Genomic DNA, 24,974 nt, shown 5'->3' with positions numbered 1-24,974 from the left:
TCTGGTTCATGACCGCCCATCTCCTCGTGCGCTTGAGGCAGGCGGACATGCGGAAGGCCTGTCCATAATCGAGCATCGCATGGCAAAGGACTTTGCTCCTCCGTTGCATATCCACCACCAGGAAAGCGAAACCTTCGTCATCCTCGAGGGGCAGTTCCGCTTCCAGCGTGACGGTGAGGTCATCGAGGCCGACGTCGGCGACACGATCCATCTTCCGAGAAACAGCGTGCATGGCTTCCGCGTGCTGTCGGATTACGGCCGTTGCCTGACGATTACGAACGGCCCCTTCGAAGACATGGTCCGCGCGGCGTCCCGCCTTGCGCAGGAAGAAGCACTGCCGGAGCAGCTGCCTCCGACAATTGAGCAGCAGCAAGCCCTAGCAAGGATCTGCAGCGCCCACGCGATTGACCTAGTCGGTGCACCCATTGTTTGATGATAAGCAGTCCACGCCGCTTGCATTCACTGTGAGCGGCGTGGACATTCTTCGTTGTTTGAAACGGCGTCGAAGGCTCGTGATGAGAGGAGACGAGACGTCAGACAACGACCGACGGTTCATGAACGCATTTGCCCCCCTCGCCTGTCGAGTGCCGAAAGCGTTGCGTCTGTTTCTATGATCGAACATCCGCTGAGGGAGGTTTCAATGTCCTCTTCATAGGCATGACTAAGACGAGGCGCTCTACATCATTGACGGGCTGTTCAAGTTTCAGGTTAACGGCGGCGTCACGGTTGTCGCTAAGCGCTGGCTGATTGTCCGCGCCAATGGTTTGCCCACCGTCATTCATCTCGACAATGCTCGGGAATTTCGAGGCAAAGCGCTCGCACGGGGCGCGGCAAAGTCGGTCTCGGGGTCGGCGCCAGATCACTCGGCCCGCGACCAACAGAGACGTTCGCGGATAGCGGGAATGCGCCGCCAGATGACAAAGCTTCTCAATAGGCTCGCACCTCAAACGTGTTTTCTGTTCGGAACAGCTTTGCTGTTGCAGCCTGTTGCGACCGTCGTCGAGCAGGAGCAACGAGCATCCGAATCTGCTGTTGCCGGAATACGACAGTGAAAAAAGCGCAGGTTCGTCCTGCCTTCACGGCTTGACAGCGGTGACAACGGTCCTTAGCGAGGCTGGAAAGCGACACGTCAGGGCTATCAAAGTGAATTATTTCAGGCAACTCGTGATTGCGGTGCTTCATCCCGGGAACGGGTCTGGAAGCGCGCTTGATCGAACCAATGGCATCGCGGTCTTTCTCTTTGCAATCTTGCCCGGGCTTTCACCTAACTTCAACTCCTTCATCCTACTCGGGTCGATGCTATCGGGTCTCTATTGCCTGGCAAGAGCCCGCTTTCCTTTGAACCTGTCGAAGTCCGACCGAGTGGTTGCCATTTGCATGACGATTTACCCGGTGGTGATGGTCATCAGCATATTCGTCAATCCGCCTTTCTCGGAAGAACTGGATTGGATTTTCCGGCTCCTGCCGTTCTTTTCGATCTGGCTGATCTTGCCGCGCATGCGTCAATCTCCCGATGGCCGCCTTGTGCCCCTCTTTATCCTCGGCGCGGGTCTCGGCATGATCGTTACTTTTCTCTTCAGTCTGCTTCAGGTCCTATTCCTGATGCCCAGGGCGGAGGCGGGAACCTCGAACGCGGCGCTGCTGGGCGTTATCGGCGTGCTTTTCGGCGGCGTCGCGCTACTCAATCTTCAATCTCCCAAAAGCATGGAGCAAAAGATCGCGATATTGGGATATGCCGCGGGTCTGGGCTGCGCGTTGCTTTCCGGAACGCGCTCGGCCTGGCTGGTCATCCCCGTCCAGCTGGTCATCTTCCTCTGGTATTTTCCCAAGAACCGATTTCATGTCAGTCTGCGCAGCCTCGCCATCACCGGCTCGGTACTGTTGCTGGGACTTCTCGCCTTGGGCAGCGACCAGGTTGTCTATCGCGTCCGTGAGCTCCAGGACAATCTGTCATCGCTCGAAAGCACCAATGGCGATATCACCTCGCTGAGCGCGCGGGTTGCTCTCTACAAGGGCGCCCTATCGGCAATCACCAAGGATCCGTTCACCGGCTATGGCCCGCAAAACCGGATGGCTGCTGTCCTGGCAGAAGTCCCTGAGGGCCTAAGGCCGCAACTGCCATATTCACATGTCCATAACGGCTTTCTCACAGCGGGAATCGACGCCGGCCTTGTCGGCATCGCAGCGCTTTCATTGCTGCTCCTGACACCCGTGATCGGTGCGTGGAAAAAGGAACCTGGCCCTGGCCGGGATCTAGCCATAGCGCTCGCTCTCCTGCTGACCAGCAGCTACATTATAACCGGCAGCTTCGGTATCATGTTCAACCAAAAAGCGCTGGATCCGATCTTCGCCTATATGGTCGCTCTTATTTGCGCGGACCGGGGCAGCACGCGTTATGCACCTGTCGTTCGAAGCTGATTTCCTGCGCCCGAGGCTAGCGCGTTGACATCTTCATGCGCCGGATTGGTTTCGCCGCCGGTGAACGCAAGATCGGAAACTTCACCCGTCGAGGAATAGCCGGAAACAAGTTCTGCCAGGGTCGCGCGGGCCGCGATCATGTCGTTACGATCCAATGCCGCATTGAGCGAATTGAGCTTCTTCGAAAGTTCCGGCCACAACAGGAAGTCCTCGCGCGCCTTCATGATCCGCGGATGTTCGGTTGTCTCGGGGTTATCCCCGATCAACAATTCTTCATAAAGCTTCTCGCCGGGCCTCAAGCCCGTAACGGAAAGCTCGATGTCCCCTTCGGGATTATCCACGTCCCGGACGGTCAATCCGGACAGTTCGACCATCTTGCGAGCGAGATCCGCAATGCGGACGGGCTCGCCCATATCGAGCAGGAAAACATCGCCGCCCTCGGCCATGGCGCCCGCCTGGATGACAAGTTGCGAGGCTTCCGAAATGGTCATGAAGTAGCGGGTAATTTTCGGATGCGTCAGGGTAACCGGACCGCCTTCCTTGATCTGCTGCCGGAACAGTGGCACGACGGATCCGGACGAACCAAGGACGTTCCCGAAGCGGACCATCGAGAAGTTTGTCCGCAGTCTGTCAGCGGTCAGCTCTGCCGCAAGCGCCTGCAGCACCATCTCCGCCAGCCTCTTGCTGGCGCCCATCACATTCGTCGGACGCACGGCTTTGTCGGTGCTGATCAGCACGAAATTCGAGACGCCGCATCTATTTGCCGCACGTGCGGTGATCAATGTCCCCATGACATTGTTCTTGATGCCTTCGACGGCATTGTGTTCGACGAGAGGCACATGCTTGTAAGCGGCGGCGTGATAAAGCGTCTGAGGCCGCCAGCTCTGCATGATATGTTCCATGCGATCCTGGTCGCGGACGGAACAAAGGATCGGCACGATCTGCAGGCTCTCATGCTCGTAAACTTCGGCCAGCTTCAGCAATTCGGCATGGATGTTATAAAGCGCAAACTCGTTCTGATCTATGAGGATAAGGCTCGAAGGCGCGTTGCGCAGAATCTGGCGACATAACTCGCCGCCGATAGAGCCGCCGGCGCCCGTGACCATGACCACCTTGTTGCGCATTGCCTTGTCGAGCAGCTCTTGCCGCGGCGCAACCGCTTCCCTGCCCAGCAGGTCTTCGATCTCCAGCTCACGAATATCGGAGACCGCGACTCGTCCCTGAGCCAGCGCAGTGAGATCCGGCAATGTCCGGACGTTCACCCTGGCTTTGCGGATATGCTCGAGAATTTCATTGCGACGCTGCCGCGACGCGGATGGGAGAGCAAGAAGCACGTTGTGCACGCCAAGTGCTTCGGCGAGCACCGGAAGATCCGACGGGTCATAGATCGGCAAACCGCCCATGATGCCGCCCTTAAGGCGCGGATCATCATCGAGGTAGCCGACGACATTGAGTTCAGCGCTGTTCGTCAGAGCGCCGGCGAGTTGCCTCCCGGCATTTCCCGCCCCATAGATCAGCACCTTATCGAGCGTATTCTGGTGAAGAATACGCTGATAGGTATCCCCGAGCCAATAGCGGATGCCCAACCGTGACAGGCCGATCGCAATCAGCAGCAGGAAGGGCTGGAGAATGCCGACGGTTCTCGGAACGCCCGGGACGCTGAGCGCCGTAAATATCGTCATGAAGGCGACGCCGTAAATCGCAATTGCTTTTAGAACGGCAATGAAAGCGGCCATGTTGGCATAACGGAAGATCGCCCGATACATGCCCATGACGATGAAGATGGGAAGCGCCATGCACAAGGAAACGAAGACCGGTAACCACTGCACGCCAGTTAGCACCGTCCATTCGTTCAGACGAAAGCAATAGGCCAGCCAGATCGTCAGGACACAAAGACCGGAATCCACCAGCAAGGCGAGAGCGCGTTTGGCAGCACGCGGCATGGCCAGCAGAGGGGCGACGAGCGCCTGCATCGGCACCAAGAACCATCTCGAGCGTGGCGTCTCAGTGGGGGTATTTTCAGGCATTGCTTCCCAGCGTCTCGCGGATCAATCAGACAACCACCTTCTTGTCATTTTCTGCAACGAGCGCAACTGAAATAATCGGAAATCAAAGCCTTCCGCACCGCTTATCTATCAGAAGTAGGTAAGCTAGTGCTTTATTCCCTTCCGGCGAACGACCTTCTCGGCCGTCAGAAACAGGATGCGCATGTCGAAACCGACGGAGCGTCGCTCAAGATATTCGACATCGAATTTCACCTTCTCCGGAATCGGCAATTCGTCACGCCCGTTGATCTGAGCCCATCCGGTCAATCCCGGCAGGAGCTTGTCGACGCCGTGGGCCGTCCGCAATGCGATCAGATCATATTGATTGTAGAGCGCCGGGCGCGGCCCGACGAAACTCATCTTGCCCGCCAGAATGCACCAGAGCTGGGGCAGTTCGTCGAGACTGGATTTGCGCAGAAACGAGCCGATGGGCGTCAGAAACCGCTCGGGATTTTCGAGCAGATGTGTCGCGACTGTCGGCGTGTCGACGCGCATGCTGCGGAATTTCGGCATCAGGAAGATCTGATTGAAACGCCCGATACGTTTTGACCAGTAGAGGATCGGTCCTGGCGACGTTAGCCGGACACTGAGAGCGACGACAAGGATCGGAACGAGCAGGATGACCGAAGCCACCAAAGCCAGGAAAAAATCCACCCCGCGTTTCAAGCCCATTCCCCGTACTTCTTCCATTGCCTCTTCAGCGGATTTCCGCCCATACGCCACAGCGCCGTATCGTCAAAAACCCTTTCGCGTCAACTCCAACCGCAAGCTTTCTTCAGTGAACGCCGGCCGATCCTCGATCAGATCCTTTGCCTTGTAGACCTAGGCAAAGGGGCTCACTTCGAGCTTGGAACGCACGACGTAGCCGCTGCCATCAGATCGCGCCCAACCGCGCCCTATGGTCCACAGGCGCCAATCTCTGGCAGGCCCACAGAACCGGGCCTCCTGCAGGAAAGGATATTCGATCAGCGTATGGGCGAAATCGATCACCGTCTCCCGCTCGCCAGCTGCCCTTCGATCGCCTTTGTCGGCATAGGCTTTGGCACCCAAGGTAGCGATGCTGCGGGTGGCCGCACCAAGCGCCAATTCCATTATAGATGATATGCTGTTTCTGGTCGCTATGGGCTCGTTCTCATTGTTTACTGCAGTAAACTTCCTGCACGTTTCCGGCCTCACGATTTGTGAATGAGGGCGACGATTTCCGTATTAACCGCCTTCATCGCCTCCCTCGCGCCGTCATAGTCGCGCGGGTAAACTGCCTTCGCTCGGCCTCATAAAGTGCGTGGTTTGTCATCGCCGCATTGGAGATCTCGATGCTGCGCAGCATTGGATTGGTGTGTTGACGTCGCCCTCGACCTCCGCGTGAAAGCCGTGTGGGAGGGGACGCTGCGCATCGAGATTGACGGCAAGAAGCCGGTGACCGCCACGGCAACATGCTGGGCAAGACGCGCGGCACTCGTCGTCTTGCCGCTGCCGTCCCTGAAGACGTGGCGATGACGCATATAACGCGTTCCGGCGCGCGCATTATGCTCAAGGAAGCCACGCATCTCCCCTTTTGCTCCGCCGCATACGATCGGCGGCGCCCTATGCGACCAAGACCGACGGCATAGCAAAATTTGGCAGGGCCCAGCCCTCGTACCGCGGAGGCGCAACTCGCGGTCGGCGAGGATACGATATCCGGCCTCATCTGAACTTGATATCGCTCGCCTTCTGGGAAACGCGGACGTTCCAATCCCGTAGAGCATCGCACGCTTCGGCTCGCGTGGGTGCGCCGAGGCGGCCGCCGAACACTTGGCATTTCAGCGCCGCCGCCATGGACGACAATCGCATCGTCTCTCCGATCGGCATGCCTTCTGCGATCGCCAGCGCGAAAACGCCGTGGAAGATGTCGCCGGCCGCAAGCGTGTCGATGGCCCTCACTTTCGGCGCGGCGAGGTGACGGATGTCGCCGCTTGCATCGTCGAACCACAGGGAGCCGTTTTCCCCAGCCGTGACGCTGATGAAGGCATGTTCGAATTTCCGCTTCAGCAGGCCGACGCTTTCCACAAGATCCGTCGTCCCGGCAAGCCGCTCGGCAGCCGGCTGCGAGAAGACGATGTGGCTCGCCGCCGGCGCCAGCATCTCGATGACGCCCTCGCCCGCAACGTCACCGTCGAGAATGGCCGGCTTGGCCGCCCCCCTCGCCGCCAATAGCGTCGCCAGCGCAAGCTTCGGCCATCGCACGTCAACGAGCACCGCATCGAAGGTGGAGACATCCTGCTCGGTGACCGGTTTGACCGTATCGTGCAGCCGCGCATCGTAGAAGGGCACGATCAGGCGCTCACCCTCATCATCGATGAGGATGGTCGAGACGGCCGAGCGGGCGCCCCGCACAACCGTCATGCCGCTCGTGTCTATGCCGCTATCCGCGAGATCGGAAATAATGCGTTCGCCCGTGGCATCGTCGCCGACCGCGCCCCAGAGGCTGGCATTGCCGCCAAGCCGGGCGACGGCGAATGCCGCGCTCGACGCCATGCCTTCGGCGATCTGCAGCATTTCATAGGGCAGGATCTTGCCCTGGCCGGTGGGCAGCGAGCGCACGCGGAACAAGGTGTCGAGCACCGCCGCGCCGACGCAGAGCACGCGGCGCGCAGGACCGGGAGGCGGCTCGAAGGCGGAAGAAGCCGTCAAAATCTCTGTCTCACCTGCTCACTTGACGGCGCCCGCCGTCAGGCCCGCCACGATCTGCCGTTGCGCAAACACCGTCAAGATCAGGACCGGCAAGGTGACGATCAATGCGGCGGCCGCGAGCGGTCCCCAGCTGACCTGTTCGAAAGACAGCATGTTGTAGACGGCGACCGGCAGCGTGCGCGTCTCGCGACTGGCGAGCACGATGCCGAACACGAAATTGTTCCAGGAAAAGATCACCGACAGGATGAAGGCGACGACGATGCCGGGCCTTGCGATCGGCAGGGCGACCAGGCGGAAAACCTGCCAGGGTGTCGCGCCGTCGATGCTTGCAGCCTCCTCCAGCTCCATCGGCGTCGTCTCGAAATAGCCGATCATGATCCATACCACGATCGGCACGGTGACGACGAGATGGATGATGATCTGGGGCATCAGCGTGCCGAGCAGGTTCAGCCACTGGAACAAGAGGAAGAGCGGAATGAGGAAGGACAGGCCCGGCGTCATGCGCGCGATCATGATGACCATCGCCGATTTCTCAGCCTTCAGCCGCGCGATGCCATAGCCGGCCGGCACGCCGATCAAGAGCGCCAGCAGCGTGGCGCTGCCGGTCACCAGCAGCGAATTCCAGAGATAGAGGAAGAAATTATTCTCCTCGAAGACCTTCACATAGTTCGACCAGGCGAAACGCTCCGGGATGAAGATCGGCGGATAGGCGCCGTTGTCGATCTCATATTTCAGCGACAGCGAGATCATCCAGAGGAAAAACAGGACGACCGGCGAGATCATCACCAGCGCAACGAACAGCAGTCCGATGCGATCGAGCGTCTTGCGCTTCATCAGCGTGCCTCCCCGTCAGACCAGTTCACGCGCTGCCGGATCATCATGAGGACGAAGGAGAGCAGCACGATGAGGATGAAGAAGACGACCGCCATGGCCGAGCCGTAGCCGATGTCGTAATAGGCGAAGGCGGTGTTGTAGAGATAGATGTTGATCGTTTCCGAGGCGGTGCCGGGGCCGCCCTGGGTCATGGCATAGATGATGTCGAAGCTCTTCACGGCATCGATGCTGCGGATGATAACCGCAATCATCAGGAAGGGCGCGATCATCGGCAGAGTCAGATAGCGGAATTTTTGCCAGACATTGGCGCCGTCGATCTCGGCGCTCTCATAAGGTTCGCGCGGAACCGCCGCCAGGCCACCGAGCACGATCAGCATGACGAGCGGCGTCCACTGCCAGCTTTCGACAAGGACCAGCGAGGGAATGACGCTCGCCTGATTGTAGATCCACTCCTGCGGGCCGATGCCGATGAAGGAGAGGAGATAATTGAGCACGCCGAGCTGCGGGTGGAACATCATCGTCCAGACCAGCGCGATGGCGACGGGGGTCGCCATCATCGGCATCACGAATATGCCTCGAATGAGGCCGCGCAGCGGGAACCTGGCATCGAAGATCAGTGCGGCGAGCGTCCCCAGAAAAAGGGGAAGCAGCACGGAGAGCGCCGTATAGAGCACCGTATGCCACAGCGACTCCCAGAACCGCATGTCGGTGGCGAGTCTGATATAATTGTCCAGCCCCGCAAAGACCTGCGACTGGCCGAGCGTCCAGCTGTTGACGCTCATCCACACCGTGAACACCCATGGAAAGACGATGACGCCCGAGATGACGATGAGCGCCGGGATGACGAAGGGCCAGTAGTTGGGAGCAAACCGGTCCGGTTTGCTCCCTCCTTTCGACGCCTTGGCCATAGCGGCCGTTTCGATGCCTGCAGAGGCCATTATCCCTCGCTTTTCGCCAGGACCGGTTCGAACTGTGCCGTCGCCTTCTTCAGTTCGGTTTCCGGATCGGCGCCGCCGATCATGTTGGTGAGGCCGACGCCATAGATGTCACGGAACTCGGTGACCGGAATGATGACCGGCAGGGCGAGCTGGGAAATCTTGCCGGAGCCGGCAACGGCATCCAGCCATGAGCCGGGCATCTTGACGCCTTCGCGGACCTTCGCATCCGCAAGGACGGACTGGCGGAACGGAACGCCGGCGCCGGCCTGCAGCAGGCGTGCACCCATGTCGTGCGAAATCGCCCACTGGCAGAACAGATAGGCTGCTTCCTTCTTCTGGCTTGCCGCGACGACGCCGAGACCGTCGCCGAAGGTTCCGGCGGCTTGCGCCTTCGGTCCTTTCGGCATGATGCCGTAACCGACCTGGCCAACGACGCGCGACTTTTCCGGATTCTCGATCGGCGGAGCAAAACCGACGCCATCAAGCCACATGCCGATCTTTCCCTGAAGGAAGGCAGACTGGGCCTCTGCCCAGTTGAAGCCGGAGACGCCGGGAGGCGCGGTCTTGGTCATCAGTCTCTGGTAAAGCTTGGCCGCATCGATCGCTTCCTGCGATGTCGTGCGCAGCTTGCCGTCCGGGCCGAGCGGGCTCGAACCATAGCCGAGCAGCAGTGTCGTCCAGACCGGCGTATTGGCGTTCTTAAGGCCGCGGGCGACGAAGCCGTAGGTGTTGGCGGAGGCATCGGTGAGCGCCTCTGCGGCGCTTGCCAATTCCTCGAAGTTGGTGGGGTAGGCGAGCCCCTTCTTCTCAAACAGCGCCTTGTTCCAGTAGATGATCCAGTAATCGACCGAGAAAGGCAGCGACCGCAGAATGCCGTTGGCATCCTTGGCGAATGCAAGGCCAGCTTCGGCGAAATCGCTTTCCACCAAGGAGGGGTCGGTCAGCGAAGCGTCCTTGAGGAAGCCGCTGATATCGGCAAGCCAGCCGCCTTTCTCGAATTGCCGTTTCTGGACGTGGTAGCTCAGGTGCACAACGTCGAAGCTCGGTTTTCCGGAGCTCAGCTCGATGGTCGTCTTCTGGCGCTGCTGCTGTTCGGGCGTTGCTTCGGCATTGACCTTGATGCCGGTGAGCTCCTCGAATTCGGACAGGTACTTGGTCAGGATTTCGCTGCGCGGGCTCTTGACCAGGTTGACTTCGAGCGTTGTGCCGGCGAAGCGCTTCCAGTCGACCGCAGCGGCTGCCGGCCGCATGCCGAACATGCTGCTGGCGCCAAGAGCGGCGGTGCCCGCCAGAAATCCGCGCCGCGTCGGGTTGAAGAATGATGGCATGTCTATCCTCCTCTTTTGCCGGTGATCTCCTCACCCCCGGCGGTTTATTCTCGATTATATCCTGAGCGCACGATCCCTTGCATGATTGATGTGTGCGACAAGGCTGTTGACGGCGTCTTCGGCGGATCGTCGTTCGATCGCCTCGAGCACTTTCAGGTGCTCGCCCATGACGGGTCCGACATGGCCGTCGATGCGAAAGCGGTCCTGGCTGATCAGGCGCATCTTGATCGAGTTCACGCGATAGGCGTTCGAAATGATGGTGTTGCCAAGCGCGTCGATAAAGGCATCATGCATGCCCCAATCGACGGCCTGTGCGTGCAGTTCCAACTCATGCGACACGTTGCCGTTTCGGATGGCGTCGGCGATATCCCGATGCTGCTTCAACAGCCCGGCGATCGTTTCGTCCGACGCTGTCTGTGTGAAGAGCGCCACAGCTTCCTTCTCCAGGAATACACGCAGCTGGAACGCCTCGCGGATAAGGTTCAGATCAATGTGAGCGATCTGCAAACCCCGCTGCGGCACGGTCTTGATCAGCCCCTCCGCTTCAAGCCTCGGGATGAGCTCTCGGATGGCGCCAAGCGTCAGCCCGGTCAGCTCGACGAGACGGCGCTGCGACACGAATTGGCCGGGACGCACGTCACGGGCAAGCAGGTGGCGCGTGAAACTTGCATAGGCCTTTTCCCGTAGCGTCGGCTGCTCCTCCGTTTCGTCCATCGCCTCCCCCGCAAACATGGCTAACTATGCCGCCTTCGATTGGAAAAGACGGTCAAAAGCAATCGCAAGCTGTTCCTGCGCTTCGGCGGATAATGGGAGGAGCGGCGGACGAACCGCAACCCAGATGTCCTCCAACGTCGTGCACGCCACCATCGTCTTCACGGCCGGAATGACCGGATGTTTCAGCAATTCGACGACGAAATCGGCGACGCGGTTATCGTCCCTGCCCTCTTCGGCCATCGGCTTGAGTTCGCGAGGCACAAAATTCGCCATGCCCGATATGGCACCCTGGCCGCCGAGCCGCACGGCCCTTGCGAGGTGCCGCTCGTCGCCGACCAGGATGATGAGATCACGATGCGCTTTGAGAAGCGCTTCGGTGTAGGGCCAGTCGCCGGAGGAATCCTTGACGCCTGTGACGATATGGGGAAAGGCGGTCCGCAGCCGGCCGATCAGCGACACGCTCAGCGGCACCATGGTGACCGAAGGAAGATTATAGACGATGATATCCCGCGCCGTGTCCCCCAGCAGGGAGAATACGGCGGAAAACCACTGGAAGACGCCGTCGTCACTAACGTTCTTGAAATAGGACGGCGGGGCAAGAAGGATGTTGCGGGCGCCATTGGACAGGGCCTGACCGGCCTGCATCGCCGCATCCTCTGCGGCATCGACGAGCACGCCGACGATGATGTTGCCCGGCGCAATGCCAGCATCGAGAAAGGCGGCCACTATGCGTTCCCGTTCGCCATTCCCGATGGAAGATCCCTCACCTGTCGTCCCGAACAGCGTCACGCTGGAGCACCCGGCGGCAAGGCACCGCCGTGCTTGCGCGATCATCGCCTCGATCGCAATATTGCCATCACTGTCGAACGGCGTGGCGAGAGCGACGGAGAGCCCGAATCTTGATGTCAACCTTGTTCCTCCCAACTAATGAGTCAGGTGTAGCAGACTGACATGTTAGTTGTAAAGAGCTGATCGTATCGGTCGGTGCGGAGCCCTCTTCTTGGCCACAATGGCCATTTGCCAGTGGCCGTAAAGAAGATGAACTCGTTTCTCTGGAAAAGTGCGGCGGTGGTAGCAAACACTACCAATAGCGGGCCTGCCATGACGATAGATGAAGGCTTTCGGTAGATCAACAAATGTGCAACTGAGTAGCAAACTCGGCTCGATGGAGATAAACCGATGAGTGTCAAATCGTCGATCTCGCTAACCGACCAGCAGGACGCGTTTGCCCGGTCGCTGGTGGAGAGCGGCCGGTATTCCAGCATGAGTTCCGTTCTTCAGCAGGCCCTGGAGCTTCTCCGCCAAAGGACGGAAAGCGAGACTGCCGAAACGGCAGCCCTTCGCGAGTTGGTCCAGCGGCGTTTGAACGGCCCGATGACTTCCACGACGGAAATGGAAAGCCGCGTCGAGACAATGATCGACCGGAAGCGGCGGGCTGTTCGTGTGGACCGTTGAATATCCCGAGGATGTCGAACGCGATTTTGAGCTGATTTTCGATCATCTCTTCGACTCCTATGTCGAACTCGGAGACTCGCCTGACCAGGCTTTGGAGCGTACCGCTGAACGAATTCGTAAATTGCTTGTCGAAATCGACCGTCTCGTCGATACGACTTATATCGGGACATTGCGCCCCGACATTTGGCCTGGAATCCGGTTTCTTCGGGGGGACAAGGCGGCGGCCTGGTTCTTACCCGTAGAGAATAGTCGCAGGATCATTATTGCCGCAGTTTTCCACGGGGCGCAGGACCATATTAAACATATGCTTGCACGTATGCTGGCGTGACAAGGCCTATATGCACCTAGGCAACTCTCAGTCTGGTGGCGGTGCTATCCAATTTACGCAATACCCGAGCATCGGGGACATTGTCAGCGTATCCTGCCTCGCTCGTGATGTCGGCTTTCTGCGTCTTCTGATGTTAAGCGGGCGCGGATGGTCCGAAGAGAGCCTTCGCCGGCCAGATGCGTTCCGCTCGAGCGTACTCGCGCGATCGCCCATTCGATCACTCGCTTTGTAAGGTCATCTTCGCTACTCTGGAGAATGCGACCGCCTGACCGGCCCTTGACGACACGAATGCTAACGTGAATTTTTTGCCCGAAGCTTGGCAGACCACTCTTCGTGCTGAAGATGGGCTTGCATGGCGCATTCGTCGCGTCCGCGAGCGAACGCATCCGCATTCCAGGCGAAGGTGCAGACGTCGATACCACAGGTCACAGCGACAGGGTCGATGGTGCGCTTCGTTCGAGGCCGCAGCGCCTATAACCGTGAGAGGCGACGTTCTGGCATTCCTGAGCAAAGAGGTCGGCGTATGAAACATGCACTGGTGACAGGTGGTGGCCGCGGTATCGGGCTTTCCGCCGCCCTGGCGCTTCGTGACGCAGGTTATCGTGTGACGGCGACGGGGATCGATGCCGCCGAAATCGCCGCCATGCCGAAGAGAGAGTGTCTTGCCGGCGTCGTGCTCGACGTGCGCGACCAGGCCTCCGTGGAGAGGCTGGTCGGTTCATTCGACAGGCTCGATGCAGTCGTCAATTGCGCCGGGCTCATTCGGCGCGGCGGCGCGGAGTTCGATCCCGCCACCTTCTCGGAGGTCATCGACGTCAATCTCTCGGGCACGATGCGGGTTTGTGTCGCAGCAAGGCCGCTGCTGGCTCGAAAGGGCGGCGCTATCGTCAATACCGCTTCCATGCTGTCATTCTTCGGCGGACCGGCCGTGCCGGCCTACACCGCCAGCAAGGGCGGCGTGGCGCAGCTCACCAAATCTCTGGCCGTTGCCTGGGCGGCTGACAGTATCAGGGTCAACGCGGTGGCCCCCGGCTGGATCGCCACCGAGCTGACCCGTCCCCTCTACGAAGACCCGAGCCGAGCAGAGCCTATCCTGCAGCGCACGCCGATGCGCCGCTGGGGCAAGCCGGAAGACGTCGCCGGCCCGATCGTCTTCCTGTGCTCGGAAGCGGCCGGCTTCATGACCGGCGTTATCCTGCCGGTCGACGGCGGTTATGCCGCAGCTTGAAAGGAGAGAGGTTCCGTGGCCTACCAATCTGTCCACCCTATGTCGCCGCCCGAGATCGTCGTCGCGGCGGTTCCCGAAGATGAACGGCTCTGGGTTCCCCAGGCCCCCGATGTCTGGTTCCGCCCGCTGATGCTGAACACGCTGCAGGGCGCATGGTGCAATCTCCTGCGGGTGCGCCGCGCCGGTATCCTCAGCCGCCATCGCCATCCGGCACCCGTTCACGGCTATGTCATCAAGGGCCGCTGGCGCTACCTCGAACACGATTGGATGGCCACCGAAGGAGCCTATGTCTTCGAGCCGCCCGGCGAAACCCATACCCTGACCGTGCCCGACGACGTCGAGGAGATGATCACCTTCTTCAACATTTCCGGCTGCATGTATTATGTCGATGAAAACGGCGATCACACCGGCTTCGAGGATGTCTTCACCAAGATCGACATGTGCGCCGCCCATTATCAGAAGGTCGGCCTCGGCGCCGATTTCGTGAGGCAGTTCGTCCGGTAGCGGTTGACGAGCCGATCGGCATCTTTTCGGCCGGCGGGGATGAAATCCTCACCACCCGCCGCCGAAACGATCGTTGCTACTCCTTCACCGCACCCGTCATCGAGGACACGTAGTAGTCGACGAAGAACGAATAGAGGATGACGACTGGCAGTGAGCCGAACAGGGCGCCTGCCATCAGCGATCCCCATTCGAAGACGTCGCCGCGCACCAGCTCGGTCAGGACGCCCACCGGAATGGTCTTGTTCTCCGAGGACTGGATGAATGTCAGCGCGTAGATGAATTCGTTCCAGGACAGCGTGAAGGCGAAGATGCCGGCCGAGATCAGGCCCGGCACCGCAAGCGGCAGGATGATCTTGACGAGGATCTGCCAGCGGTTGGCGCCGTCCACCAGCGCGCTCTCCTCCAGTTCGAAGGGGATCGAACGGAAATAACCCATCAGCAACCAGGTGCAGAAGGGGATGAGGAAGGTCGGATAGGTGAAGATCAGCGCCAGGCGCGAATCATAGATCCCGAGCTTGAAGACGATGAATGCGAGCGGGATGAAAAGGATCGACGGCGGAATGAGATAGGCGAGAAAGATCACGAGGCCGATCTGCCTGGAGCCGGTGAAGCGCACGCGCTCGATCGCGTAGGCGCCGAACACCGAGGCCACCAGCGACAGCGCCGTCGACCCCACAGCCACCAGCATCGTATTCCACAGCCAGCCGGGATAAGATGTCTCGAGAAATAGGTATTTGATGTGGTCAAGCGTCGGGCCGACCACCCAGAAGGGGCTGTAGTTGTTGTAATCCGTCAGCTGCTCGTTCGGCTTCACCGCGGTGATCGCCATCCAGTAGAAGGGAAAGAGCAGCACGAAGACGAAGACGGCCATCGGCAGGTAGAGCATCACCACTCGCCGCGGCAGGCGGTTCAGGTAGCTCATGCCCTCGGCATTGTCGGTCAGGACCTCATCGGCCGTTTTGAAATTGGTCGACATGGTTCGCTCCTTAATCTTGTCCGCCCTGCTGCCATTTGCGGCGTTGCAGACCGAAGAAACTGAACATGATGGCGCCGAGCAGGAAGGGTATCATGGCGACGGCGATGGCAGCACCCTCGCCGAGCTGCCCGCCCGGAATGCCGCGCTGGAAGGAGAGTGTGGCCATCAGATGCGTGGCGTTGACAGGCCCGCCCTTGGTTAGCACGTAGATTAGCTGGAAATCCGTGAAGGTGAAGAGCACCGAAAAGGTCATGACGACGGCGATGATCGGCGTCAGCATCGGCAGCGTCACATAGCGGAAGCGCTGCCAGCTCGTCGCGCCGTCTAGCGAGGCGGCCTCCTGCAGCGAGGCCGGAATGGTCTGCAGGCCGGCGAGCAGCGAAATAGCTACGAAGGGAATGCCGCGCCAGACATTGGCGACGATGACTGAGATGCGGGCATTCGTGGGATCGCCGAGGAAATTGATCGGCGCGCTGATCAGCCCGAGCTTCATCAGCGACCACGAGATGATCGAGAACTGGGAATCGTAGATCCACCAGAAGGCCAGCGCCGAAAGCACCGTCGGCACCACCCAGGGCAGGAGCACGATCGCCCGGAAGAAGGATTTGAACGGAAGGTGCTGGTTCAGGAGCAGCGCCAGCCAGAGGCCGAGAGCGAATTTCAGAGCCGAGGCGATGACCGTGTAAAGGATGGTGTTGAAGACTGACAGCCAGAAAACCGCGTCATCGACCAGGAATTCATAGTTCTCCAGGCCGATGAAAATGCCGTCCCGGCCGATCCGCGTGTCGGTAAAACCAAGCCAGACGCCGAGCCCCAAGGGATAAGTGAGAAAGCAGACGAGGAACACGGCGGCCGGCAGCATGAAGAGGAAGCCGAGCACGTTGTTGTTCTGCATTAGCGAGGGGCCGCGCTTATCCCCTGAGTCCAAGGTCGACATTGCTTGTCTCCAGATTGCATTCAGTCCTGATGCATCTCGCCCGGAAGTGTGCAGCGGTTCCGGGACAACGACATGCATAAAAACAAGGAACTAAAGCGCGGCGCATGGATCAAATCTGATGTGACGCGCTTCAGAGGCTCGCGGCATGCCGGACATCAGGCATGCCGCAGGTCCCGGCTCCGGTTCAGACGCGGTAGTAGCGGTTTGCCCGGCGTTCGGCTTCCTTCATCGCGTCCTCGGGCGACTTCTGGCCGGTGACGGCGGCGGCATACATGTCGACCAGCACGTAGTCGGCCATGGTCGCCGCCGAGGCGTAGCCGAGCGGCCCGGCATAACCGTTCGGGCGCAGCTTTTCCGAGGCGCGCGCATAGGGCGCGTGAACCGGATCGGCAGTCCAGACCGGATTATTGGCGAAGGCCTTGAGGGGCTGGCAGCAATAGGCGCTGGAGCCCTGGATCCAGGCATTCATCTGATCGGCTTCCATCATGAACTTGATGTAGGCCTTGGCCGCTTCCGGATATTTGCTGTGCTTGAAGAGCAGCAGCGAGCTCGTCTGGAAAAGCTCGACGCTCTTGCCAACCGGCCCGATCGGGAAGTTCGTCGTGCGGATGTCCTTGGCGATCTCGGCGAGTTTCGGGTCGTTCTTGGCCGTGTAATAGACCGAGACGCCGTTGGCGATCAGCGATACCTGGCCGGCGAGGAAGGCACGGTTGTTGTTGACATCCAGCCAGCTTTCCGTGCCCGGAATGAAGGTCGCGTAGAGCTCCTTGGCGTAGTTGATCGAGGCGAGCGTTTCCGGGCTGTTGATCGTCACCGTGCCGCTTTCATCGACCATTTTGCCGCCATGGCTCCAGAGCAGCCAATGGGCGTAGTTGTTGCCGTCGCCGACCGCCTTACCATGCGGGAAGCCGGCGGGCGTGCCCTTTGACTTCATCGCCTTGCAAAGCTCGAGGAAGCCTGCGGTATCGTTCGGGAATTCGTTGAAGCCGGCCGCCTTCACATGGCTGTCGCGATAGACGACGGCATTGCCGATTGTTGTCAGCGGCATGGCGATGAACTTGTCGTCGCGGGTGGCGTAACCCTTCAGGCCGTCATACCAGCCCTCGTATTTGTTGCCGAGATAGTTGCCGAGTTCGGTGAGATCGACCAGCTTGTCGGGATATTGGTGCGCGTCGTCGAACCAGCACATGATGAGATCCGGACCGGAGCCGACATTGGCCGCGACCGCTGCCTTCGGACGGATGTCCTCCCAGCTCTCCTTGTCGATGCGCACTTCCACGCCTGTCGCCTCGGTGAACTTCTTGGTATTGGCGAGCCAGGCATCCTCATCGCCCTTCACGAAAGGCGTCCAGCGCAGCAGCCGCAGGCTGGCGCCGCTTTCCGGCGTGTAGGTCGGTTCGGCCTGCGCAAAGGACGGCTTGATGCCAAGGCCGGCGACACCGGCAACGGCTGCCGATGCAGCAAGAAATTCACGTCTCTTGATCGTCATGAGATTCCTCCTCAATGAAACAGCGGGAGCAATTCTCCGGCATTCACCTCCCGCTTGGTGAACGGCGGCCTGGCATCCCGGGGGCGCAAGCTCCCCTGGGAGGTTTGCGCTCCCGTGGGGCTCACCCCTCGAATGCTTGCGCTCCGGCGGAACGGAAGACTCCTCCTCTCCCCTTATCCCGCCGGATGGCGTCAGTCGGTCAATCTCATGCCGCCTTCGGCGTCGAAGAGATGCACATGCTTGGCGTCGATCGCCACGCGGATGGCTTCACCCGGACGGGCATCGACACGCTCGCGGAAGACGCAGCTGACATCGCTGCCGCCGAGGCGGACGGTCAGATGCGTCTCGTAGCCGGTCGGCTCGATTACCACGATCTCGGCCGGCAGGCCGTTGGCATCGAGCGAGATATATTCTGGGCGCAGCCCGTAGACGAGGTCACGGCCGATAGCGCTTGCCGGCGGATTGGAGACCGGCAGCCGCGTGCCGTTGGCAGCGACGAACTGGCTGGGGTTCTCCGGATCGAGCCTGCCGTGGATCATGTTCATTGCTGGCGAGCCGATGAAGCCGCCGACGAAGAGATTGGCGGGGCGGTCGTAAAGCTCGAGTGGGCTGCCGATCTGCTCGACGATGCCGTCATGCATGACGACGATCTTGTCGGCCATCGTCATCGCCTCGATCTGATCATGCGTGACGTAGACGGTCGTCGTTTTCAGGCGCTGGTGCAGTTCCTTGATCTCGGCGCGCATGGCGACGCGCAGTTTCGCATCGAGGTTGGACAGCGGCTCGTCGAACAGGAAGACTTCCGGATTGCGCACGATCGCCCGGCCCATGGCGACGCGCTGGCGCTGGCCGCCGGAAAGCTGGCGCGGATAACGGTCGAGCAGCTTGTCGAGACCGAGGATCCCGGCGGCATATTTCACCCGCTTTTCCGCTTCTGCCTTCGGCGATTTGTTGAGCATGAGCGAGAAGCCCATGTTCTGCTCCACCGTCATATGCGGGTAGAGCGCATAATTCTGGAACACCATGGCAATGTCGCGGTCCTTCGGCGGCAGCGTGTTGACGACGCGCCCGCCAATCCTAATCTCGCCGCCGGAAATATTCTCGAGCCCTGCCAGCATCCGCAGAAGCGTGGACTTGCCGCAGCCGGAGGGGCCGACGAGGATGACGAATTCGCCGTCGGCGATATCGATGTCCACCCCCTTGATGACGGGATGCGCGCCGAATGATTTCCGGACATCCGCGAATTGAACGTTTGCCATACTCCCTCCTCCCAGATCATGAGCACTGCATAACTGCATATAGGTCGCTTCGGCCGCAGCTGCAGGCCTTCTCACCCTCGCCCGACAAAGGGCATTTTTGTCGCCATGACAGTCATGGTCAGCACGTTGGCGCTGAGCGGCAGGCCGGCCATGTAGACGACCGCGTCGGCAATATGGGCCGGGTCGATCGTCGCCTCCGCGGCAATGCTGCCGTTGGCCTGCAGTACGCCGGCCGCAATTCTCGTCGTCATGTCGCTGGCGGCATTGCCGATATCGATCTGGCCGCAGGCGATGTCGAATTCGCGCCCGTCAAGCGCGGTGGATTTGGTCAGGCCCGTAATGGCGTGCTTCGTCGCGGTGTAAGGCGCGGAATTTGGGCGGGGCGTTGTGGCCGAGACCGAGCCGTTGTTGATGATGCGGCCGCCGCGCGGGGTCTGGCTCTTCATCAGTCGGAAGGCCTGCTGGGTGCAGAGGAAGGCACCGGTGAGATTGGCGGCGACGATGGCGCTCCACTGCTCGAAGGAAACCTCCTCGAGCGGCACTCCCGGCACAGTGACCCCGGCATTGTTGACCAGGAGGTCGAGCCGTCCGTATCTCTCCGAGATCGCGTCGAACAGAGCCCGCACCGAAGCGGGATCGCCGACATCGGCAGGAACTGCGAAAAACTCGGCCCCCGTTTCGCTGCCAAGATCGCTCGCCGCCTTCTCAAGCACATCGGCCCGTCGCCCTGAAATCACGACCCTGTAGCGGGCAGCGCCGAGTCCCCTTGATATGGCACGCCCGACACCGGTGCCGCCGCCGGTGACAAGCGCGATCCTTGCTTCTCCTCCCGCCGATATGCTCACGCAATCCTCCCGCCGAGTTCATCCTCGATATGCACCTGCAGAATTTCGTCGAAGCTCGTTTCCGCCGTAAAGCCGAGCGAAGAGGCTCTGGTCGCATCGAACTGAGTCGGCCAACCGGCGACGATGCGTTCAATCACGGGATCGGGCACGCGCTTGATGAGGGCGACCGCCTTGTCGCCGGCCACCCGGCGCAGAGCGTCGATCTCTTCGGAGACCAGCGCGGAAAGGCCCGGCATGGTGAGGTTGCGCCGCGCGCCGATCTTTTCGGTATCGATCGTCGCGGCATGGACGAAAAAGCCGACGGCCGCGCGCGGACTGGCAAACCAGTGCCGCACGCCGTCGCTGACCGGCAATATGGCTTCCTTGCCGACCAGCGGCTCGCGCAGGATGTTGGAGAAGAAACCGGAGGCAGCCTTGTTCGGCGCACCCGGGCGCACGCAGATGGTCGGCAGCCGTATGCCGATGCCGTCGAAGATGCCGCGGCGGGAATAATCGGCAAGCAGCAGTTCGGCGATCGCCTTCTGGGTGCCGTAGCTCGTCAGCGGCGTTGTGAAGAATTCGTCCGGAATGACCTCCGGGAACGGTGTGCCGAAGACGGCGATCGAGGAGGCAAAGACGACGCGCGGTACATAATCACTCTTGAAGCCGAGCTGACGGATCGCATCGAAGAGAGCGCGGGTACCATCGAGGTTGACGGCGTAACCCTTGTCGAAATCAGCCTCCGCCTCACCCGATACGATGGCGGCCAGGTGAAAAATCAGATCCGGCCGGCTTTGAATCAGCCTGTCAGCTGCGCCGGCGGCGGCAAGGTCGATCGTCTGCGTCGTCGAGACCGCCTGGAGCGTCTCCGGCACCGGCGGCTGAAAGGCATCCACCAGTGTCAGACGGGTGACGGGCCGACCGAAAGCGAGCGGCTCGCGCCCGATCTTCTCGACCAGCTTGCGGCCGACCATGCCGGCTGCGCCCAGGATCATCACATGCATATCGGCTCTTCCTCCCGTCGGCCGGTCTCTTCGGTCAAGATCAGGCTACTCTTCGTATTGTCTTGTGGTCACTCCCCGGCCGGCTCGCAACGCGATCTGGAACCGGCCCGATCGGCATATGCCTGATCGAATTCAGATAGGTTTGCAACCTGCGGGTCAAGTCACCTTTCCTGATCCGCAGATGATCGGTACGAACGTTAATCAGATGCCGGACCCTCCGAAGTGTTGCCTTTCCGCCCATCGACTCCCATTCGACGACCATGGCCTTCCTTGTCCCCCGCACGGCTTCTCTCCCGTTTCCGATGGCTGGTATCGATACCGGTATCGGTAACAACGCCCATTTTTACCGTGCATGTCAAGTAGCGAGTGTTTTCCTTTTTTGGAAAAGAGCCTATGAGTCTGACGTTGCCCGATGGCGAGGCAGTTCGACGATGGGGTCGGTGCGATGCGTAAATCCACACTGGAAGAGGTTGCCGCTGCGGCAGGCGTCAGCAAGATGACGGCATCGCGCGCTCTTCGTGGCGCCGCCGATGTCTCCAAGGAGACCCGCGAAAAGGTGCTTCAGCAGGCCGAGCGGCTAAATTACGTCGGCAACCGGCTGGCGCTCTCACTGTCGTCGCAGCGCACCAACCTCGTTGCCGTCGTCGTTCCCAGCATGTCCAACATCGTCTTTCCCGAAATGCTGGCGGGCATTTCCGCTGGGCTGCGGGGATCCGGCATGCAGGCGGTGTTCGGCATCTCGGACTATGACATGGCGAAGGAACGGGAGATCATCCGCGACATGCTCTCCTGGCGGCCCGCCGCCATCATCGTGACGGGCCTCGATCAGCCGGCGGAAACGGTCAAAATGCTGCAGAATGCAGCCATTCCCGTCATCCAGCTGATGGACCTCGACGGCACACCGATCGATTTCAACGTTGGCCTCTCGCACGGCAAGGCTGGGGAAGAGATGGCAAAAGCGCTTTTGGCGGCCGGCCGCCGGCGGTTCGGTTATATCGGCAGCGCGATCGACAGAGATCTGCGCGCAGGCAAGCGGAAGGCCGGCTTCGAGAAAGTGCTGCGCGAGAGCGGCCTTTCCTTCGTAGATGAGCGGTTCAACGCCGCCTATTCCTCAGTGGCGCACGGCAAGCGGCTGTCGATGTCCATGCTTGCCGCGACCCGGGATCTCGATTGCATCTATTATTCCAACGATGACATGGCAACGGGCGGCGTCTTCGCATGCCTGGAACTCGGCATTTCCAGCCCTGCCGAAATCCTGATCGCCGGCTTCAACGGATTGGATGTTGCCAGTGCCCTCCCCGTCAGGATTGCGACCTCGATCTCGCCGCGGCGCCAGATGGGCGAAGCCGCCGCCGCGCTTCTGCTAGCCGCGAACAGCGGTGACGAAAACCGGATATGCGAAAAAGTAATTGCTTTCACTCCGGAGATCACCGGAGTCGATCGAGGTTAAAGGCCTCGCGTGCTTCAGAGGATTGAGCGCGTTCACTGGTCTCGACCGAGCTGTTTTACGAGATCGGCAAGCATTGCGGCCTGGCCCTTGAGAATCTTGATCTCAGCCTCTGCGATCGCAAACCACCCAGCGCGGTCGACCTCGGGAAAACTTTGGATCCGACCCGATCGCGGCGGCCATTCGATCTGAAACTCCGAACTCCGTACCTTCTCGACATCAAGCGTGACGTCCGCCTCCACCGACCAGACGACCACCACCTTTCCGCCAGGCTGGCGATATTCTCCGAGCGGGACGAAGCTTCCCTTGATTTCGATGCCGAGCTCCTCCTGCGCCTCCCGGATTGCTGCCGACAGTTCGTCTTCGCCGGCCTCGATCAATCCTTTCGGGATCGACCAGGCGCCCTCGTCCTTCTTTGCCCAGAAGGGACCGCCGGGATGGACGAGCAGGACCTCCGGCCTCCTCTCGCAAAGGCGGTAGATGAGAAGCCCGGCGCTACGGACCGGCATCGGCAACTCCCTCAATGATCATGGTCTTTCCTCGAGGACAACTTTCCGCGCGGTGGCGCGTTAGAGCTGACAGCCACACAGACGCGCGGAGAATATCATGCCCAAAGGATTTCGTTTCGACCTGCTTGCCAAGAGCGGCTATGTGGCGCGCGGTATCGTGTTCCTCCTCGTGGCGGGCCTCGCTCTCTTCTCCGGCGTTGCCGGGGGGAAGCCGGAAACGAAATCGGCACTTTCGACGCTTCTCGAACAGCCCTTCGGCCGCGTCTGGGTCGGGCTCATCGGCGTCGGACTTCTGGGTTTCGTCGCTTGGCGACTGGCGCAGTCGCTCGCCGACAGCGACGGCCATGGCCGCGACACCAAGGCCATCGCCATCCGCGCGGTTTTCTTCGGCAGCGCCGTCGTCTATCTCGGGCTTGCCGGATACGCGCTGGGGCACGCACTCTTCAGCGGCGGCGGAAGCGAAGGCTCGGGTGAGAAGGGATTGGCCCAGTGGATCATGTCGCAGCCGTTCGGCGCCTATCTTGCCATGGCCGTCGGTCTCGGCTTCATCATCGGCGGGGTCGTGACGGCGGCTAAGGGCATCACCAGGAAATTCGAGCGCTATCTCAGGCTCGCCGACGCCAGCGGCGTGGTGACCTCGGTCTGCGTCTACGGCCTCGTCGCCCGCGGCATCGTCTTTGTGATCACCGGAATCTTCTTCGCCTATGCAGGTTTTCGTGTTGATCCTGAGCAAGCAGGCAGCATGGCGGACGCGCTCGAATGGGTGAGACGGCTTCCTTTCGGCGCCATCCTCTATATCGCCGTGGCGATCGGACTGGCGGCCTTCGGGATCTATAACCTCGTCGAAGCGCGCTATCGCATCGTGCACAGCCCGTCCCTTGAGGACGTGAAACATTCGATCCCCACACCTGGCCATTAGCAAAAACGGCGGCTTCCCAAGCAGGCGGGCTGCGCCATCTCTGTCAGATGATCTATTTTACCGGCGATACCCATTTTGCAGATCCCCGCGTCCTTCGCATCGACCGACGCCCCTTTCCCGACATGACGTCCCACGACGTGACCCTGATCCAGAACTGGAACGAAATCATTGGCCCGCAGGACGATATCTGGCATCTCGGCGACTTCATGTCGTTCCGCGGTGGGGACTGCGACCAGCTCCTTTCGATGCTGAACGGGCGGAAGCACCTCATCATCGGGAATAATGATCCCCCGGCGACGACAGAGGCGACGGGATGGGCAAGCGTTCAGCACTACAGTGAGATGACTCTGGACGATCATCTGCTGATCCTGTGCCATTACCCCTTCCGCACCTGGAAGAAGATGGGCAAGAAGTCGATCAATCTGCATGGACATTCCCACGGCCGCCTCAAGCCCCTGCCCCGCCAGTACGATGTCGGCGTCGATGCGCAGGGCCTCAGGCCGGTGTCGCTGCAAGCCCTGTTGTCAACGAAGCCGGGGTCATGATGCCGCTGAAAAGCGCTAAGCGACAGAACGAAATGACGGCCTGGTTCTCTTCGCTGGCGCCGGTCCAGCCGACCGAGATGCTCGGCCTGTGGCGAGGTGCGGGCATACCATCGGATCACCCGCTCGACGGCGTTCTCGAGAACCTCGGCTGGTTCGGCAAGCGGTTCCACGCCGACATGCGCGCGGACGCCCTCCTCTTTCAGTGGCGGTCGGATCGGCTGGTGGCGATCGAACCCGGAATTATCCCAATCAGCCTGGCGATCAAGGCGGCGCCGTTCGGCCGCACTCGGATCGCCCGGAACTGGTTCTCCTATCTGCAGAAGGCACTCCGGGCGCGGGGCACGACCGCCTCGTTGAAGCTTCGGACGTTCGACAACGTCAGCACTGCTGCGATGGTCTACGACAGGCAGCCTATCGCCGACTATTTCCGCAGGATGGGAGATCACGAAGTGGCCGGTATGATGTGCGTCGATAATGATCCCCGTCGCTATTTCTTCAATCTCCGCAAGATCGAAGTCGTATCTCAGCGAGCCTTCCCAGATTGAATAAGGAGGCGACTGCCCGATGCCGCCACGATGGCGCGAGCGCCTCGGCGCCGGGAAC

Annotated in this window: 27 protein-coding genes; 11 read left to right on the top strand and 16 right to left on the bottom strand. The window is 60.5% G+C overall.

All coding sequences use genetic code 11. The annotated features are described in order from the left end of the window. Nucleotides 1-79: 79 nt before the first annotated feature. Together PH551_RS06480 and PH551_RS06475 are read left to right on the top strand one after the other, a co-directional pair. Complete coding sequence (locus tag PH551_RS06480) at nucleotides 80-433, top strand: cupin domain-containing protein (RefSeq protein ID WP_285192328.1); 354 nt, start codon at nucleotides 80-82, stop codon at nucleotides 431-433. A gap of 710 nt (nucleotides 434-1,143) precedes the next feature. Continuing rightward, a complete protein-coding gene (locus PH551_RS06475; RefSeq protein ID WP_285192327.1) occupies nucleotides 1,144-2,418 on the top strand; it encodes an O-antigen ligase family protein in 1,275 nt (424 codons plus the stop codon). Here PH551_RS06475 and PH551_RS06470 read toward each other — a convergent pair. The 3 genes from PH551_RS06470 to PH551_RS06460 all read right to left on the bottom strand — a co-directional run bounded on the left by PH551_RS06470 (nucleotide 2,394) and on the right by PH551_RS06460 (nucleotide 5,555). Further along, nucleotides 2,394-4,445, bottom strand: a complete 2,052-nt coding sequence (locus PH551_RS06470; protein WP_285192326.1) for a polysaccharide biosynthesis protein — start codon at nucleotides 4,443-4,445, stop codon at nucleotides 2,394-2,396. The two genes, PH551_RS06475 and PH551_RS06470, sit on opposite strands and share 25 nt — an antisense overlap. Nucleotides 4,446-4,568: 123 nt before the next feature. Further along, nucleotides 4,569-5,135 (bottom strand): sugar transferase, encoded by a 567-nt coding sequence (locus PH551_RS06465; protein ID WP_285192325.1) that lies wholly within the window; start codon nucleotides 5,133-5,135, stop codon nucleotides 4,569-4,571. Nucleotides 5,136-5,285: 150 nt separating this feature from the next. Next, nucleotides 5,286-5,555, bottom strand: a complete 270-nt coding sequence (locus tag PH551_RS06460) for a hypothetical protein (protein WP_285192324.1) — start codon at nucleotides 5,553-5,555, stop codon at nucleotides 5,286-5,288. Nucleotides 5,556-5,825: 270 nt separating this feature from the next. Between PH551_RS06460 and PH551_RS06455 the strand changes: the two genes are divergently transcribed. Continuing rightward, a complete protein-coding gene (locus tag PH551_RS06455; protein ID WP_285192323.1) occupies nucleotides 5,826-5,960 on the top strand; it encodes a hypothetical protein in 135 nt (44 codons plus the stop codon). 186 nt (nucleotides 5,961-6,146) lie between these two features. Here PH551_RS06455 and PH551_RS06450 read toward each other — a convergent pair whose 3' ends face one another. The 6 genes from PH551_RS06450 to PH551_RS06425 are packed head-to-tail and all read right to left on the bottom strand — an operon-like array spanning nucleotide 6,147 to nucleotide 11,856. Further along, nucleotides 6,147-7,133: a sugar kinase gene (locus tag PH551_RS06450; RefSeq protein ID WP_285192322.1), complete on the bottom strand. Its 987-nt coding sequence runs from the start codon at nucleotides 7,131-7,133 to the stop codon at nucleotides 6,147-6,149. A gap of 18 nt (nucleotides 7,134-7,151) precedes the next feature. Beyond that, a complete protein-coding gene (locus tag PH551_RS06445; RefSeq protein WP_085781403.1) occupies nucleotides 7,152-7,967 on the bottom strand; it encodes a carbohydrate ABC transporter permease in 816 nt (271 codons plus the stop codon). Next, a complete protein-coding gene (locus PH551_RS06440; protein WP_085781402.1) occupies nucleotides 7,967-8,905 on the bottom strand; it encodes a carbohydrate ABC transporter permease in 939 nt (312 codons plus the stop codon). Before PH551_RS06440 ends, PH551_RS06445 begins: the two co-directional genes overlap by 1 nt. Then, the gene (locus tag PH551_RS06435) at nucleotides 8,905-10,233 is read right to left on the bottom strand and encodes an ABC transporter substrate-binding protein (protein WP_285192321.1); all 1,329 of its coding nucleotides are present in this window, start codon (nucleotides 10,231-10,233) and stop codon (nucleotides 8,905-8,907) included. Before PH551_RS06435 ends, PH551_RS06440 begins: the two co-directional genes overlap by 1 nt. Nucleotides 10,234-10,287: 54 nt before the next feature. After that, nucleotides 10,288-10,965: a GntR family transcriptional regulator gene (locus PH551_RS06430; protein WP_198175592.1), complete on the bottom strand. Its 678-nt coding sequence runs from the start codon at nucleotides 10,963-10,965 to the stop codon at nucleotides 10,288-10,290. A gap of 6 nt (nucleotides 10,966-10,971) precedes the next feature. Beyond that, nucleotides 10,972-11,856, bottom strand: coding sequence for a dihydrodipicolinate synthase family protein (locus PH551_RS06425; RefSeq protein WP_285192320.1), 885 nt, complete (start codon nucleotides 11,854-11,856; stop codon nucleotides 10,972-10,974). A 270-nt stretch (nucleotides 11,857-12,126) separates the two neighbouring features. Between PH551_RS06425 and PH551_RS06420 the strand changes: the two genes are divergently transcribed. The 4 genes from PH551_RS06420 to PH551_RS06405 all read left to right on the top strand — a co-directional run bounded on the left by PH551_RS06420 (nucleotide 12,127) and on the right by PH551_RS06405 (nucleotide 14,462). Further along, nucleotides 12,127-12,402, top strand: coding sequence for a type II toxin-antitoxin system ParD family antitoxin (locus PH551_RS06420; RefSeq protein WP_285192319.1), 276 nt, complete (start codon nucleotides 12,127-12,129; stop codon nucleotides 12,400-12,402). After that, entirely contained in the window at nucleotides 12,383-12,730 is a 348-nt protein-coding gene (locus tag PH551_RS06415) for a type II toxin-antitoxin system RelE/ParE family toxin (protein ID WP_285192460.1), read from the top strand. Before PH551_RS06420 ends, PH551_RS06415 begins: the two co-directional genes overlap by 20 nt. A 523-nt stretch (nucleotides 12,731-13,253) precedes the next feature. After that, nucleotides 13,254-13,958 carry an SDR family NAD(P)-dependent oxidoreductase gene (locus PH551_RS06410; RefSeq protein ID WP_085781389.1) on the top strand — a complete coding sequence of 235 codons (705 nt, stop codon included), beginning with the start codon at nucleotides 13,254-13,256 and terminating at the stop codon, nucleotides 13,956-13,958. Nucleotides 13,959-13,997: 39 nt separating this feature from the next. Then, a complete protein-coding gene (locus tag PH551_RS06405; RefSeq protein WP_085781388.1) occupies nucleotides 13,998-14,462 on the top strand; it encodes a 2,4'-dihydroxyacetophenone dioxygenase family protein in 465 nt (154 codons plus the stop codon). Nucleotides 14,463-14,538: 76 nt separating this feature from the next. On the opposite strand, the gene PH551_RS06400 is transcribed toward PH551_RS06405, so the two are convergent. From PH551_RS06400 to denD, 6 genes are all read right to left on the bottom strand, one after another. Then, complete coding sequence (locus PH551_RS06400) at nucleotides 14,539-15,438, bottom strand: carbohydrate ABC transporter permease (RefSeq protein WP_285192318.1); 900 nt, start codon at nucleotides 15,436-15,438, stop codon at nucleotides 14,539-14,541. 10 nt (nucleotides 15,439-15,448) lie between these two features. After that, entirely contained in the window at nucleotides 15,449-16,375 is a 927-nt protein-coding gene (locus PH551_RS06395) for a carbohydrate ABC transporter permease (RefSeq protein WP_285192317.1), read from the bottom strand. A gap of 184 nt (nucleotides 16,376-16,559) precedes the next feature. Then, complete coding sequence (locus PH551_RS06390; protein ID WP_285192316.1) at nucleotides 16,560-17,864, bottom strand: ABC transporter substrate-binding protein; 1,305 nt, start codon at nucleotides 17,862-17,864, stop codon at nucleotides 16,560-16,562. Nucleotides 17,865-18,055: 191 nt separating this feature from the next. Then, nucleotides 18,056-19,123: an ABC transporter ATP-binding protein gene (locus PH551_RS06385; RefSeq protein ID WP_085781385.1), complete on the bottom strand. Its 1,068-nt coding sequence runs from the start codon at nucleotides 19,121-19,123 to the stop codon at nucleotides 18,056-18,058. Between the two features lie 71 nt (nucleotides 19,124-19,194). Then, entirely contained in the window at nucleotides 19,195-19,968 is a 774-nt protein-coding gene (locus tag PH551_RS06380) for an SDR family oxidoreductase (protein ID WP_285192315.1), read from the bottom strand. Next, nucleotides 19,965-20,951 carry a D-erythronate dehydrogenase gene (gene denD / locus PH551_RS06375; protein WP_285192314.1) on the bottom strand — a complete coding sequence of 329 codons (987 nt, stop codon included), beginning with the start codon at nucleotides 20,949-20,951 and terminating at the stop codon, nucleotides 19,965-19,967. The genes PH551_RS06380 and denD overlap by 4 nt, the downstream gene beginning before the upstream one ends. A 445-nt stretch (nucleotides 20,952-21,396) precedes the next feature. Here denD and PH551_RS06370 point away from each other — a divergent pair, with 445 nt between their 5' ends. Continuing rightward, nucleotides 21,397-22,401: a LacI family DNA-binding transcriptional regulator gene (locus PH551_RS06370; protein ID WP_085781382.1), complete on the top strand. Its 1,005-nt coding sequence runs from the start codon at nucleotides 21,397-21,399 to the stop codon at nucleotides 22,399-22,401. 32 nt (nucleotides 22,402-22,433) lie between these two features. Here the strand turns inward: PH551_RS06370 and PH551_RS06365 are convergent, their stop codons facing one another. Beyond that, nucleotides 22,434-22,907, bottom strand: a complete 474-nt coding sequence (locus PH551_RS06365; protein WP_285192313.1) for an NUDIX hydrolase — start codon at nucleotides 22,905-22,907, stop codon at nucleotides 22,434-22,436. Nucleotides 22,908-23,004: 97 nt separating this feature from the next. On the opposite strand from PH551_RS06365, the gene PH551_RS06360 reads away from it, so the two are divergent. From PH551_RS06360 to PH551_RS06350, 3 genes are read left to right on the top strand one after another with little or no spacing between them, the layout of a single operon-like run. Next, nucleotides 23,005-23,826 (top strand): DUF1206 domain-containing protein, encoded by an 822-nt coding sequence (locus PH551_RS06360; RefSeq protein ID WP_285192312.1) that lies wholly within the window; start codon nucleotides 23,005-23,007, stop codon nucleotides 23,824-23,826. Between the two features lie 47 nt (nucleotides 23,827-23,873). Continuing rightward, entirely contained in the window at nucleotides 23,874-24,371 is a 498-nt protein-coding gene (locus tag PH551_RS06355) for a metallophosphoesterase family protein (RefSeq protein ID WP_085781379.1), read from the top strand. Continuing rightward, nucleotides 24,371-24,916 (top strand): GXWXG domain-containing protein, encoded by a 546-nt coding sequence (locus PH551_RS06350; protein WP_285192459.1) that lies wholly within the window; start codon nucleotides 24,371-24,373, stop codon nucleotides 24,914-24,916. The genes PH551_RS06355 and PH551_RS06350 overlap by 1 nt, the downstream gene beginning before the upstream one ends. Nucleotides 24,917-24,974: the final 58 nt, after the last annotated feature.

Source organism: Rhizobium atlanticum (genome assembly GCF_030182485.1).
In the GTDB taxonomy this organism is placed as follows: domain Bacteria; phylum Pseudomonadota; class Alphaproteobacteria; order Rhizobiales; family Rhizobiaceae; genus Rhizobium.
Note: the sequence above shows the minus strand (reverse complement) of the source record. Positions and strands in the feature narration are given on the sequence as shown.